The following is a 13,516-nucleotide window of genomic DNA, read 5'->3' on the forward strand; positions in this document are numbered from 1 at the left end:
ACTTGCTGCGAAACGCCGCATGCGGCATCGCCTGGTGATGCGAAACAATTGGAGCGGTTCGAGCGCCTTTACGCGGCATCGTGCCGTGCCGATCGAGCCGTCCGACCACCCACCGGACACCGGCCCGACTCGCCATTTCCTCGCCGTATTCCATCGCGGCGAAGCGACGCAGCCCGTGCTGCGCACCGACATCTCGTCGTATAAACCCCACCGGGAGGAATTCATCGTGAAACGATCCGGAGCACACCGCTCGCGTGTGATGCTTGTTTGCGCCGTTCTTGCGGGAGCGCCGCTATTCGTCGGACTTGCCGCGCCGGACTTCGTCCATGCGCAAGGCACCGCGAAAATGTCGAATCAGCAACTCGATTCGCTGGCCGCGCCGATTGCCCTTTATCCGGACGCCCTGCTCGCCCAGGTGCTGATGGCCTCGACGTTTCCGCAAGACGTGCAGGCGGCGGCCATATGGTCCAGAGTCAACTCGACGCTGCAAGGCGACAGCGCCGTCAAGGCTGTCGCGTCCGAGCCGTGGGATCCGAGCGTGCAGTCGCTCGTTGCCTTCCCGCAGGTGCTCGCCACCATGGCCTCGAAAGCGGATTGGGTGACGCAACTCGGTAGCGCGTTTCTCGCCCAGCCCAACGACGTGATGGACTCCGTGCAGCGTCTGCGCAGGCAGGCACAGGCGGCGGGCAATCTGAAGACGACGTCGCAGCAAACGGTCGTGGTCGAACAGAGCACGATTCAGATCGTGCCCGCCAATCCGCAAGTGGTGTACGTGCCGACCTACAACCCGACCGTGGTCTACGGCGTGTGGCCTTATCCCGCGTATCCGCCGGTGTATGTACCGCCGCCGCCTGGTTATGTGATCGGCACCAGTTTCGTCGCGGGCCTCGCGTTCGGCACCGGCGTCGCGGTGGCGAACGCGCTGTGGGGCGGCTTCGACTGGAATTCGCATGACGTCAACATCAACGTGAACCGGTACAACACTATCAATGTGAACAACCGGATCAACGTGAATGGCAGCACGACGAACTGGAACCGCAACACCAACGTCAATCGCAACGTCGGCAACACGAATGTCAATCGCGGCTTGAACAATAACGGCGGCGGCGGCGCGCAGCGCGATGTGTATCGCGGCCGCGACGACGCCCGCGCCCGGGCGCAGCAGACGCTGCAAAACCGCACTGGCCAGAATCTGGGTGGCAGCGCGAGCCAGCGTGTGCAAGGCATTCATCACGGCGGCACGGCGAACCCCAAGTTGCAGAACCGCGCGCAGAACGTCAATCGCGACAACGCGCTGCGCGGTGCCGGCGACGGCAAAGCCGCGCGGCAGGACACGCAACGCGGCCAGGCAAGCCGTGATGCGCTCGCCGGACGCGGTGGTCAGCAGCATGCGGGCGGCACGACCGGCGCAAATGCCAGCGGCCTGCAGCGCACAAGCGAAGGTCTCGTCGCCAATGGCGGCGGCCAGCAACACATGAGCGGAAGTCCCGGCGCGAACAGCGGCGGTGTCCAGCGTAACGGCGGTACCGCCGGTGTGGGCGGCGGCTTGGGCGGTGGCGGTGGCGGCCCAGGCAGCGGCGGTGCAGGCGAACATCACTTCGGCCGCAACCGTTGAACAAAAAAGGAGAAGTCTGATGATGCGTCCATTCTCTCGGGGCAGGCTGCGTGCCCAGGTCCTGATACTTGCTATCGCGCTCGGCAGCACCGGCGCACTGCTGCTGGCGCCGGCGCTGCTAATCAGCGCGATCCCCGCTCATGCCCAGGCGATCTATCCCAGCGCGGACGACGCCGCCAATGCCTTCGTCGAAGCCCTCGCCCGCAACGACGACGATGCCCTCAAGCGCGTGCTCGGCGGCGATTTTCATCGCTTCATTCCAACCGAAGGCATCGGCGAGGATGACATCTATCAGTTCCTCGGCGAATGGTCGAAAAACCATCAGATCGTCGAGGACCCCGTCATGGACAAGGGGCGCGCCACCGCGCATCTGACGGTCGGCTACAGTGGCTGGACCCTGCCGATTCCGCTCGTGCAGTCGGGCAACGGCTGGCGTTTCGATCCGCCGGCGGGACGCGACGAGATGCTGACACGGCGCATCGGCCGCAATGAACACGCCGCGATCCTGACCTCGCTCGCCTACCTCGATGCGCAGTACGACTATCGCAACCTGACCCAGCACTATGCACAGCGCTTCGTCAGTACGCCGGGACAGCACGACGGCCTGTACTGGACGACGGCGCCCGGCGAAGCGGAAAGCCCGCTTGGGCCGCTCGCTGCCACGATGCCCGATGGCACGCAGCCTGAAGAGGCGTATCACGGCTATTACTTCCGCATTCTCACGGCACAAGGGGCTCACGCGAAGGGTGGCACGAGGAACTACGTCGACAACGGCGTGCTGAGCAAAGGGTTCGGACTGATCGCATCGCCGGCCGACTATGGCAAGACCGGCGTGATGAGCTTCATCGTCAATCAGGACGGACAGGTGTATCAGAAGAATCTCGGGCCGCGAACCGCACGCGCGGCGGCGGCGATCTCATCGTTCGAACCGGGCTCGGGTTGGCAGCCGGTCCAGCCATAGCAAGTCGCGTTTGACAGCTTTGCCTCCGCCCGCCGCACCAGGCGGCAGGCGCGGCCCCGAACACGCGTCTGGCGGCGCACCCGCTGCCGCCACCGTTCCAACCGGGCATCCGTCCCACCATGTGAGGCACGCGCGGCCGACATCCGTAGCGCTGCCGCACAGCCTGGAATCCGTACGCGGCGCACCTGGCAGGGCCGGTATAATGTCGCACTTTGCAGCGCTGCTTAACCCCGATTCGCGCCGCGCGCTTTTCACGTGCCGACCCATTCCCGTTGAAAAGCGCCATCGCGCGCGGCACGCACAAGCGTCTGCGCCCTGCCCCGCTTTCCAAACTGCCCATCTCGACCGACCATGACTGCCAAACTGATCGACGGCCTAGCCCTCTCCAAGACCCTGCGCGCCGACGTCGCCGCGCGCGCCGCCGCCCTCACCGCTCGCGGCCATCAGCCGGGCCTCGCGGTGGTGCTGGTCGGCGACAATCCGGCCAGCGAAGTCTACGTGCGTAATAAAGTGAAGGCGTGTAACGACAACGGCCTCGGCTCGTCGTTCGACCGTTATCCGGCCGACCTGCCGGAAGCCGAGCTGCTCTCACGCATCGACGAACTGAACCGCGACCCGCGCATTCACGGCATTCTGGTGCAACTGCCGCTGCCGCCGCATATCGACAGCCACAAGGTGATCGAAGCGATCGCGCCGGAAAAAGACGTCGACGGCTTTCACGTTGCCAACGCCGGCGCGCTAATGACGGGCCGGCCGCTGTTCCGCCCGTGCACGCCGTACGGCGTCATGAAAATGCTCGCCGCTTACGAGATTCCGCTGCAAGGCGCGAACGCGGTGGTGATCGGCCGCTCGAACATCGTCGGCAAGCCGATGGCGCTGCTGCTGCTCGAAGCGGGCGCGACCGTCACGATCTGCCACAGCAAGACGCGCGACCTGGCCGCTCATACGCGCAACGCCGACGTGGTGGTCGCCGCCACCGGCTTGCGCAACATCCTCACGGCGCAGATGGTGAAACCGGGCGCGGCGGTGATCGACGTCGGCATGAATCGCGACGAAGCCGGCAAGCTGTGCGGCGACGTGGATTTTGCGGGCGTCAAGGAAGTGGCGGGCTACATCACGCCGGTGCCGGGCGGCGTCGGCCCGATGACCATCACCATGCTGCTCGTCAACACGATCGAAGCCGCCGAGCGCGAAGCGGCAGCGAACGCGTAAACGGCGGGAGAAAGCCAGCGGAGCATCTTCGCCGGCTTCGGGACTTGACGGCCCTGGCGTCGCGCCGGGGCATCGACATCCATCGGCGCCGAACGCGTGCCACACTTCTCAGCGCTCAGCTCGATCGCCTGAACGCGGGCGAAGCACCTTCGCCGGCTTCAGGACCTAGCGGCCCTGGCGGCGTCTTGCCAAACTCTCCAAGTCAATCGGCACCGCCCGCGGACCTCATACTCAGCACATCTCAGCGCACCGCCTGATCGCCAGCCGGCATGCCCGCGGCTACCTGCGTCGACGGCCGCGCGAGACGCCCGCGGCACCACTTCAGCACCGGCCGTTCCACGAAGTGCCACGACAGCGCCGCGCACAAAAGAATAAACGGCGCGGCAATCGACACCGCCGCCACATGGCTCAACTGCGGCGCGATGTTCGCGACGCATTGCTGCACCATGAAGCCGTACAGATAGATGCCGTACGAGTAATCATGACGCGGCACGAAGCGCCGCAGAAGCGGTGTCGTCCCCACCCACAGCACGCCGTACACGAAGGCCAGATAGAACAGCGGCTGCGCGCCGGCGGTGTCGCGGAACACCAGGAACACCATCGCGAACGCCAGCGCCGCCAAGCCGTTGATGTCGATCCGCTCACGCCAGCCATACAGCAGCATGCCCAGCATGAAAAACGGCTGCGGCCAGAACGAATAGCCGTCGGGCGTTTCGCTGAAATCGCGCAAGCCGATCTGCCAATGCGCGTGATCCACGTTCAGCATGAATGTGGCGCAGCCGAGCGCGGCCGCGAGCACCACGCCACGCGAGTTGGACAGCAAACCCACCATGCCGGTCACGAGCACGAGCAGATAGCAGCGCACTTCGACCGGCAGCGTCCAGAGCGGTCCACAGATGTCGACGGGATAGCGGTTGTGCTCGAACACGCCGGGCAGCGCCCAGCCGGCCGACCGCACGATGGTCGAGAAGTTGTCGAGGTTGGCCCAAGTCATGCCGGAGGCAAAATACTCGCGCAGCGTCAGCGTCGTAAAGAGCGGACCGACGATGAACACCGTCACCAGCGACCCGGCCGCCACCGCCGGCCACAGGCGCGCGATGCGCAACACGGCGAAGCGCGGCACCGAGCGTTGCCGGTCGAAACTGGCGGTCACCAGCATGCCGCTCAGCAGGAAGAAGGCGTAGACGCCCAGCGCGCCGAAACCGTCGAAACCCAGCGCGTTCTGGACCCAATCGGTGCTGCCGTCGGGAGCCTGGAGCACGTACGAATGGCCATACACGACGGCAATGGCGGCCAGCAGTCGCACGAGATCAAAATTGTTGCCCTTGTGCGATAGAGCGTCCGAAAGCGGATTCATTGATACCTCTTTGCAAAAAACGCCGCTGACCGGTAGCGACGCTCCACCTTGCCGCATAGCAGCAATCGGGACCGTGCGCTTTCGCACAAAGCACAGCGGCGCGTTATTGCCGCGCGCGGCGCCGCCCGGCCTATCCGGCATGCGCACAAGGCCGCGACATCTGATAATTTGTCTGCCGACGGATTGGAATCGGCGCGCCCTGCCCCAATAATGTCTGTATCGGCCGTTATGGGGCGTCATTGCACGCGCTCCGAAGGAAGTCCCCTTGTGGGACGCCCGTCGATGCACCGATTACCCGTTCACCCGCGTCAGACAGGAAGCCTCATGTCCACTACCGCCTCGAATCACGACAATCCGCTCCTCGATTTCTCCGACCTGCCGCGCTTTGGCGAAATCCGCCCCGAACACGTCACGCCAGCCCTCGATGTGCTGCTCGCCGATGCGGCCGCCGCCGTCGAACGCGCTGCCCAGCCGATCACCCCCGCTTCGTGGGCCGACGTGGTCGAACCAGTCGAGCGCGCCACCGAACCGCTGTCGCGCGCCTGGAGCGTGGTCGGCCATCTGAACGCCGTCGCCGATACGCCCGAGTTGCGCGCCGTGTATGGCGAAAATCTGCCGCGCGTCACCGAATTCTGGTCGAGCGTCGGACAGAATCTCGCGCTGTACGAGAAGTACAAGGCGTTGAACGCGAGCAGCGATTTCGCCTCGCTGACCGACGAGCGCAAGAAGATCCTCGGCAACGCGCTGCGCGATTTCCGCCTGTCCGGCGCGGAATTGCCGGAGGACCAGAAGCCGCATTTCGCCGAATTGCAGGAACGCCAGGCGGCGCTCTCGAAAGCGTTTTCCGATCACGTGCTCGATGCGACCAACGCCTATGCCTATGTCGTCGAAGCCGGCGATGAAGCGCAATTGGTCGGCCTGCCGGAAGATGTTGTCGAAGCCGCGAAGGAAGCGGCCGAACGCGAAGGCAAAACCGGCTACAAGTTCACGCTGCACTTCCCGTCGTATTTCCCGGTGATGCAGTACTCGGAAAATCGTCCGATGCGCGAAGCGATGTATCGCGCGTATGTCACGCGTGCCTCGGAACTCGGCTCGCAATACGGCAACGGCAGGCCCGAGTGGGACAACACCGCGGTGCTCGCCGACCAGTTGAAACTACGCGCCGAAGAAGCGCACATGCTCGGCTTCAACAACTTCGCCGAAGTCTCGCTCGCGCCGAAAATGGCCGAGTCTCCTGCTCAGGTGATGAGCTTCCTCGAAGACCTCGCCACGCGTGCGCGTCCGCATGCCGAGCAGGACTGGAAGGAACTGCGCGAATTCGCCGCAAACGAACTCGGCATGAGCGAGTTGCAACCATGGGACATGACGTTTGCCGCGGAGCGTCTGCGTCAGAAGCGCTACTCGTTCTCTGAGAACGAAGTCAAACAGTACTTCCCGGAAGACGCCGTGTTCAAGGGTCTGTTCAAGGTCACTGAAACGCTCTTCGGCGTGCGTATCCGTCGCGACGACGCGGCCGTGTGGCATCCGGACGTGCGCTTTTTCCGCGTCGAGAATCAGGACGGCGGCCTCGTCGCGCAGTTCTACCTCGATCTGTATGCGCGCGAAGGCAAACGCGGCGGCGCCTGGATGGACGATGCACGCGGCCGTCACAAGCACACGCACGGCAGCGTGCAAACGCCGGTCGCGTATCTGACCTGCAACTTCTCGGCGCCGGTCGGCGGCAAGCCCGCCTGCTTCACGCACGACGAAGTCATCACGCTGTTCCACGAGTTCGGCCACGGTCTGCATCACATGCTCACGCGTGTCGATGAACTGGGCGTGTCGGGCATCAACGGCGTCGAGTGGGACGCGGTCGAACTGCCGTCGCAATTCATGGAGAACTTCTGCTGGGAGTGGGACGTGCTGAGCGACATGACCTCGCACGTCGAAACGGCCAAGCCGTTGCCGCGCGATCTGTTCGACAAGATGCTCGCCGCGAAGAACTTCCAGAGCGGATTGGGCACGCTGCGCCAGATCGTGTTCTCGATGTTCGACATGCAACTGCATACCGGCTTCGATGCTTCGGGCACGAAGAACGCCACCGAACTCGCGAGCGAAATCAACGAGCGCTTCCATGTCGTGCCGCAGGCGCCGTTCTCGCGTTGGCCGAATACGTTCAGCCATATTTTCGCGGGCGGTTACGCGGCGGGCTACTACAGCTACAAGTGGGCTGAAGTGCTCTCCGCGGATGCCTACGCGGCATTCGAAGAAGCGGCGCAAGCGGCGAGCGGCAGCGTGCTCGATCAGGCGACCGGCATGCGCTATCGCAAGGAGATTCTGGAAGTGGGCGGCAGCCGTCCGGCAATGGAGTCGTTCAAGGCGTTCCGCGGCCGCGAGCCGAATATCGACGCATTGCTGCGCCACAATGGCATGTCGCCGGGCGCGGCGCATTGATGGGTTGAGGCAAGCGTCGGCGCTTTGCTTCGCGCCGATAAAAAACCGGTGACCTGCGTAAGCAGGCACCGGTTTTTTTGTTTCGCGCGAAGCATCAAGCCGCAATCAATCGCGATGCAATTTGAAGTCCACTTGCGCTGGACGGCCTTCGAGCGACAGCGCCGCGCGCGCAGCCGGCGCGCGGCTCACCACCTTGCCGCGGCTCACTACCGCGAGGCGCGCGGCGCGCAAGCGGATCGCTTCCACCGGATCGCGCGCGTCGAGCAGCACCAGATTGGCCGCGCATCCCGGCGCGATGCCGTAGCCTTCCAGACCGAGAATGCGCGCGGCGTTCACCGTCACCGCGTCGAAACAGGCGCGCATGCCGTCGACGCCCGTCATCTGCGCCACATGCAAGCCCATGTGCGCGACTTCGAGCATGTCGCCCGAGCCGAGGCTGTACCACGGGTCCATCACGCAATCGTGGCCGAACGCGACGTTGATGCCGGCCGCCATCATCTCCGGCACGCGCGTCATGCCGCGGCGTTTCGGATACGTGTCGCTGCGCCCTTGCAGCGTGATGTTGATCAGCGGATTCGCGATCGCCGCGACGCCCGACTCGCGCATCAGCGGCAGGAGCTTGCTGACGTAGTAGTTGTCCATGGAATGCATCGAGGTCAGATGCGAGCCGGTGACACGCCCGTGCAAACCGAGCCGGTGCGTTTCGGCCGCGAGCGTCTCGATGTGCCGCGACATCGGATCGTCCGATTCATCGCAATGCATGTCGACGCGCAAGCCCTGCTCCGCCGCGTACTCGCACAAGAGGCGCACCGACTGCGCGCCGTCGGCCATGGTGCGCTCGAAATGCGGAATGCCGCCGACCACGTCCACACCCATCGCGATCGAGCGCTTGAGATTCTCGAACGCGCCCGGGCTGCGCAACACGCCGTCTTGCGGAAAGGCCACCAGCTGCAGATCGAGATACGGTGCGACGCGGCGCTTCACTTCGACCAGCGCCTCGACCGCGAGCAGACGCGGATCGCATACATCCACGTGGCTGCGGATAGCAAGCAGTCCGCGCGCGACGGCCCAATCGCAATATTGCAACGCCCGCTCGATCAGCGCCTCCTGCGTCAGATCCGGCTTCAGTTCGCCCCATAACGCGATGCCTTCGAGCAGCGTGCCCGACGCGTTCACGCGCGGCAAACCGTACGAGAGCGTCGCGTCCATATGGAAATGCGGATCGACGAACGGCGGTGTGACGAGTGAACCCGCGGCATCGATTTCTTCGCGCGCGCTGGCGGCCAGATTCGGCTCGACGGCGACGATGCGGCCCGCTTCGATGCCGATGTCGACCGGCTCTTTGTATTGCGGCGCGGCGCCCGGTGGCAGCATCGCGCGGCGGATGATCAGATCCATCTATCGCTCCCTTTGACCCCGTCCTGATTGACTACGATTCTATCGGCGTCAGAAAGCGCGTGGCGGCGTTTTTGTTCGACGCTTTTTTCATCTGGCCGTACCGGCGAGCGGCGCGCGATCCGTACCGGCAGTGCGTCGCGCCACCCGCCTATACTCGCCAGACAGACGGTCGATGCGATGCCGCGCCGTCATCCACTCACGGAGCAAGCACATGAAAACCATCGGCGTGATCGGCGGGATGAGCTGGGAATCGTCCACCGAGTATTACAAGCTGCTCAACCGCCACGCCAAAACGCGCCTGGGCGGCCACCACAACGCCCGCAGCCTGATGCTCACCGTCGACTTCGCGCCGATCGAAGCGAACCAGCGCGCGGGCGACTGGAACGCGCTCGGCCAGCAGATGGCAGACGCCGCGCGCCAACTCGAACGGGGCGGCGCCGATCTGGTGATGCTCGCGACCAATACGATGCATCGCGTGTATGAATCGATCGAAGCGGCGATCGACGTGCCCTTCCTGCATATCGCCGATCCGACCGGCAGCGCGCTGCGCGCGGCAGGCATCGAGCGAGTGGGCTTGCTGGGCACGCGCTATACGATGGAGCAAGCTTTCTACACGGGACGCCTGCGTGAGCGCTACGGCCTCGACACAGTGATTCCCGATGAAGCCGAACGCGCGGACGTGCACCGCATCATTTACGATGAGTTGTGCCACGGCAAAGTGAACGACGCTTCGCGCGCGGTGTATCAGCGTGTGATCGAAGCGCTGGCCGCTCGTGGCGCGCAGGCAGTGATTCTCGGCTGCACCGAGATCACGTTGCTGATCAAGCCAGAAGATTCCGCGTTACCCGTGTTCGACACGACCGCATTGCATGCGCAAGCGGCGGTGGAATGGGCGATTGATTCGGAGTGAAGGTGGGTGCGCGCACGCGCTTCAACCCGTATGCGCACGGATGCCGTAGAAGTTAAAAAGCCCGCGTGGCTTGCGCCAGCGGGCTTTCAACAATGCTTGGTTGCGGGGGTAGGATTTGAACCTACGACCTTCGGGTTATGAGCCCGACGAGCTGCCAGACTGCTCCACCCCGCGTCAGAGAAAACGGATTGTATAGAGATGTTCGCAAGACGTCAAACAATCGCGCGAATTATTTCACGCTCGTGAAATGACGCACACGCGACTCACAGATCCTGGACCGTCGCGCCTTCCACCTTACCGTCGATGATGTCCGCGCCGTACTGGCTCGCACTGCGTTTGGCCACGCCGAAATCGGAGAACGTGAGCGGCAGCACGAGACGAAATACGCGGCTCGCCTTCGAGCCGCTGATTGCTCCCGGCCGGCAGACGCGCACCGCGACGTCGTAGCCTTCGGAGTGGCGCTTGTGACCGTCGAACTTGTCGAACGCCCGCGAAAATACCAGCGGATGCACTTCGAAGTCCTTATAAAGGGCAGGGTAAAGTTCGGCCATGATGCCTCCCCGATGCGCAAAAGCGCGAGTGTGAGTGATCCCACTATACGCCGCGACATGGCCGGCTCGCGCTTTTATTTTCGGTGCCGCGGCGGGGCCATTTTCACCGTCCGCTCGCCCGCGCGATAAGATGCGGGACTATCGGAATCACGCAAGCTTGTGAGAATGTCATGAAAATCGCCACCTGGAACGTCAACTCCCTCAAAGTCCGCCAACAGCATGTGGTCGACTGGCTCGAAACCAGCGGCACCGATGTACTGTGCCTCCAGGAACTGAAACTGCCGGACGAAAAATTCCCGCGCGCCGAACTCGAAGAGAAAGGCTACCGCAGCTGGTTCGCCGGCCAGAAGACTTATAACGGCGTCGGCATTCTGGTGCGCGGCGGCCTGACGGTCGACGAAGGCAGCATTGTGCGGAATATTCCGGGCTTTGAAGATCCGCAGCAACGCGTGATTGCCGCGACCATCGAAGGCGTGCGCATCATCTCCGCGTATTTCCCCAACGGCCAGGCGCCGGGCACCGACAAGTTCGCGTACAAACTGCGCTGGCTTGCTGCGCTGCACGACTGGATCGCGAGCGAGATGGCTGTACATCCGAAGCTTGCACTGCTCGGCGACTACAACATCGCGCCAGAAGACCGCGACGTGCACGATCCGAAAGCGTGGGAAGGCCAGAATCTGGTGTCGCCCGAAGAACGCGCGGAGTTCGTGCGGCTGGTCGAACTCGGTCTCGTCGATGCATTCCGCCAGTTCGAGCAGCCGGAAAAGATCTACTCGTGGTGGGACTACCGGATGATGGCGTTCCGTCGCAACGCGGGGCTGCGCATCGACCATATCCTGCTGTCGAAGGCGCTGGCTGACGTATGTTCGTCGTGCGACGTCGACAAGGCGCCGCGCAAGTGGGACCAGCCGTCGGACCACGCGCCGGTCGTCGCGCAGCTCGGCTGATCCTTCCTCACGACGTCAGGCCTGCGTCGACCGGTTCAGCGTACGCCACAGGAACTCGAACACCATCGCATCATGCTCGGCCTGCTCCAGCTCATCGGAGCCGCCGTGCCCGCCTTCGGTGTTCTCCCGATACCAGACGTGGTCGGCACCCAGCGCCTGCATGCGCGCGGCCATCTTGCGCGCGTGGCCGGGATGCACACGGTCGTCGGCCGTCGATGTGGTGAACAGCACAGGCGGATACGCAACGTTCGCCGACACGCGGTGATACGGCGAGTAAGCGGCCAGCATGCCCGCTTCATCGGGTTCGTCAGGATCGCCGTATTCGTCGATCCATGACGCGCCCGCGTGCAGCAAGTGATAGCGGCTCATGTCGAGCAAGGGCACCTCGCACACCACGGCGCCGAACAGCTCGGGGCGCTGCACCATGCACGCCGCCACCAGCAAACCGCCATTGCTGCCACCCTGAATACCGAGTTGCGCGGCGCTCGTCACGCCCGTCTCGGTGAGCGCCTCGGCCACCGCGATGAAATCGTCGAACGCGCGCTGGCGATGCTCGCCCTGTGCCGCCATATGCCAGCGCGTGCCGAACTCGCCGCCGCCGCGAATATGCGCGACCACGTACACGCCGCCGCGCGCCAGCCAGCCGATGCCCTGCCCCGTCAGATAGCTCGGCAGCAACGGAATGGCAAAGCCGCCGTAACCGTTGAGCAGGCATGGACGCGCGTGTTGTTGCTCGGCGCGCGGGCCGATCACCGTGTACGGCACGCGCGTGCCGTCCGCGGAAACTGCGTAGCCACGCGTGACGGCGAACTGCGTTGCGTCGAATTGCGTCGGCCAGCGGTCAAGCAACTCCCATTCGCTCAGATCGTCACGGGCGAGGTCGGCGAGCCAGTACGCAGGCGGCTGCAGATAGTCGTCGGTATCGACGAACACTTCGTCGTCGAGCGTCGGCTCCACCGGCGAGACGTCGGCTTGCGCATCCTCGCGCGTTGGAAAGACGCGTTGCTGCCAATGCCACGCCTGATCGTCGCCTTGCGACGGCGTCAACAGCAAGGTCTTGCTCTGCACGTCCTCCAGGTACGACACGATCAGGTGGTTGCGCGTATGCGTCCACTCGCAGGCCGAAGTTTGCGGCGTCGGCGTGAATAGCGGCTGCACGTCGCGCTCGCCGCGCAGGAACGCGTCTTCGCGGATCGCCAGCAAGGCGCCGCCCGGATAGGACACGCCATTGCAATCCCAGTCGAGCCGCGGTTCGAACAACAGCCAGTCTTGCCAGCCGCTCACCGCGACATGCGACGGCACCTCGTAGCGGCGCCAGGCGTCGACGGCACCATCGGCATCATCGAGGTAGTACGTGTGCGAATCGAAAAAATCGACGCTGCTCACCACCGTGTGCCGTTGCTCGACCGGATCGTAGTGCCCCTCCACGCCGATGTCGCCGAACGCGCCCTTGAACACCACCGGCGCGTCGGCGAGCGCGGTGCCGCGCGTCCAGCGTCGCACTTCGCGGGGATAACCGGAGCGCGTCAACGTCTTGCGGCCGTTATCCCAGCCGACGTAAAGTGTGTCCCGATCGATCCACGACGCCGTGTGCTTGCCGGCCTTCGCGATCACGAAGCCGTCGTCGACAAAACGTCGCGCGTCGATGTCGAACTCGCGCACCACGAGCGCATCCGAACCACCGGGCGACAGTGTGATCAGCGCGCGGTCGCCATCGGGATAGAGAATGTCGAGTTCGACACAGACCCAAGGCGTGCCCTCGGCAGCACCGAGCGCGTCGAAGTCGAGCAGGTTCTGCCACTCCGGTTTGCCGCCACGCCATGCCGCCCACGTGGTACGCCGCCAGATGCCCTTGGGATTGCGCTCGTCCTGCCACAGGTCGTAAGCCCACTCCTTCCAGCGATCGGGAATCACCGGACGCTCGCGCGGCAGATAGGCGTCGGCAAGCCGTTGCCTGAGCGACTCGAATTCCGCGCTGTTGCACCACGCGGCGCGCGTGCGGGCGTTCTGCTGTTCGACCCACGCGAGCGCGTCAGGGTCGTGGAGCGCTTCGAGCGACAGGAAGGGATCGGGAGAAAGCGGCCAGGAGAAAGGAGCGGGAGAAGCAGGCATCGTCAGCTGTCGAATGAAAA

The 13,516-nt window shown here is 64.3% G+C and carries 10 protein-coding genes and 1 tRNA gene; 6 read left to right on the forward strand and 5 right to left on the reverse strand.

Annotated features, from left to right (window positions below):
- Positions 1-226: 226 nt before the first annotated feature.
- From P0D73_RS13975 to folD, 3 genes are all read left to right on the forward strand, one after another.
- The gene (locus tag P0D73_RS13975; protein ID WP_408176174.1) at positions 227-1,615 is read left to right on the forward strand and encodes a DUF3300 domain-containing protein; all 1,389 of its coding nucleotides are present in this window, start codon (positions 227-229) and stop codon (positions 1,613-1,615) included.
- Between the two features lie 19 nt (positions 1,616-1,634).
- Positions 1,635-2,576: a DUF2950 domain-containing protein gene (locus P0D73_RS13980; RefSeq protein ID WP_408175843.1), complete on the forward strand. Its 942-nt coding sequence runs from the start codon at positions 1,635-1,637 to the stop codon at positions 2,574-2,576.
- A 351-nt stretch (positions 2,577-2,927) separates the two neighbouring features.
- A complete protein-coding gene (gene folD, locus P0D73_RS13985; protein WP_408175842.1) occupies positions 2,928-3,788 on the forward strand; it encodes a bifunctional methylenetetrahydrofolate dehydrogenase/methenyltetrahydrofolate cyclohydrolase FolD in 861 nt (286 codons plus the stop codon).
- A 241-nt stretch (positions 3,789-4,029) separates the two neighbouring features.
- On the opposite strand, the gene P0D73_RS13990 is transcribed toward folD, so the two are convergent.
- Positions 4,030-5,145, reverse strand: a complete 1,116-nt coding sequence (locus P0D73_RS13990; protein ID WP_408175841.1) for an acyltransferase family protein — start codon at positions 5,143-5,145, stop codon at positions 4,030-4,032.
- 324 nt (positions 5,146-5,469) lie between these two features.
- Here P0D73_RS13990 and P0D73_RS13995 point away from each other — a divergent pair, with 324 nt between their 5' ends.
- Entirely contained in the window at positions 5,470-7,578 is a 2,109-nt protein-coding gene (locus P0D73_RS13995; protein ID WP_408175840.1) for a M3 family metallopeptidase, read from the forward strand.
- A gap of 105 nt (positions 7,579-7,683) precedes the next feature.
- Here P0D73_RS13995 and P0D73_RS14000 read toward each other — a convergent pair whose 3' ends face one another.
- On the reverse strand, positions 7,684-8,976 hold the full coding sequence (locus P0D73_RS14000) for an amidohydrolase family protein (protein ID WP_408282769.1): 1,293 nt from the start codon (positions 8,974-8,976) through the stop codon (positions 7,684-7,686).
- Positions 8,977-9,187: 211 nt separating this feature from the next.
- Here P0D73_RS14000 and P0D73_RS14005 point away from each other — a divergent pair, with 211 nt between their 5' ends.
- Positions 9,188-9,886, forward strand: coding sequence for an aspartate/glutamate racemase family protein (locus P0D73_RS14005; protein WP_408175837.1), 699 nt, complete (start codon positions 9,188-9,190; stop codon positions 9,884-9,886).
- Positions 9,887-9,983: 97 nt separating this feature from the next.
- On the opposite strand, the gene P0D73_RS14010 is transcribed toward P0D73_RS14005, so the two are convergent.
- Both P0D73_RS14010 and P0D73_RS14015 read right to left on the reverse strand, forming a co-directional pair.
- Positions 9,984-10,060 (reverse strand) — tRNA-Met (locus P0D73_RS14010).
- A gap of 89 nt (positions 10,061-10,149) precedes the next feature.
- Positions 10,150-10,437, reverse strand: a complete 288-nt coding sequence (locus P0D73_RS14015) for a hypothetical protein (protein ID WP_106279408.1) — start codon at positions 10,435-10,437, stop codon at positions 10,150-10,152.
- A gap of 170 nt (positions 10,438-10,607) precedes the next feature.
- On the opposite strand from P0D73_RS14015, the gene xth reads away from it, so the two are divergent.
- Positions 10,608-11,384 (forward strand): exodeoxyribonuclease III, encoded by a 777-nt coding sequence (gene xth, locus P0D73_RS14020; RefSeq protein ID WP_408175836.1) that lies wholly within the window; start codon positions 10,608-10,610, stop codon positions 11,382-11,384.
- Positions 11,385-11,399: 15 nt separating this feature from the next.
- Here xth and P0D73_RS14025 read toward each other — a convergent pair whose 3' ends face one another.
- Positions 11,400-13,496 (reverse strand): prolyl oligopeptidase family serine peptidase, encoded by a 2,097-nt coding sequence (locus tag P0D73_RS14025; RefSeq protein ID WP_408431687.1) that lies wholly within the window; start codon positions 13,494-13,496, stop codon positions 11,400-11,402.
- Positions 13,497-13,516 lie beyond the last annotated feature (20 nt).

This window comes from Paraburkholderia sp. RL18-101-BIB-B, from assembly GCF_046026985.1.
Taxonomy (GTDB): domain Bacteria; phylum Pseudomonadota; class Gammaproteobacteria; order Burkholderiales; family Burkholderiaceae; genus Paraburkholderia.

Coding starts and splice junctions, on each gene's coding strand:
- P0D73_RS13980 (WP_408175843.1), top strand. CDS start 1,635: ATGATGCGTCCATTCTCTCGGGGCAGGCTGCGTGCCCAGGTCCTGATA.
- folD (WP_408175842.1), top strand. CDS start 2,928: ATGACTGCCAAACTGATCGACGGCCTAGCCCTCTCCAAGACCCTGCGC.
- P0D73_RS13990 (WP_408175841.1), bottom strand. CDS start 5,145: ATGAATCCGCTTTCGGACGCTCTATCGCACAAGGGCAACAATTTTGAT.
- P0D73_RS13995 (WP_408175840.1), top strand. CDS start 5,470: ATGTCCACTACCGCCTCGAATCACGACAATCCGCTCCTCGATTTCTCC.
- P0D73_RS14000 (WP_408282769.1), bottom strand. CDS start 8,976: ATGGATCTGATCATCCGCCGCGCGATGCTGCCACCGGGCGCCGCGCCG.
- P0D73_RS14005 (WP_408175837.1), top strand. CDS start 9,188: ATGAAAACCATCGGCGTGATCGGCGGGATGAGCTGGGAATCGTCCACC.
- P0D73_RS14015 (WP_106279408.1), bottom strand. CDS start 10,437: ATGGCCGAACTTTACCCTGCCCTTTATAAGGACTTCGAAGTGCATCCG.
- xth (WP_408175836.1), top strand. CDS start 10,608: ATGAAAATCGCCACCTGGAACGTCAACTCCCTCAAAGTCCGCCAACAG.
- P0D73_RS14025 (WP_408431687.1), bottom strand. CDS start 13,496: ATGCCTGCTTCTCCCGCTCCTTTCTCCTGGCCGCTTTCTCCCGATCCC.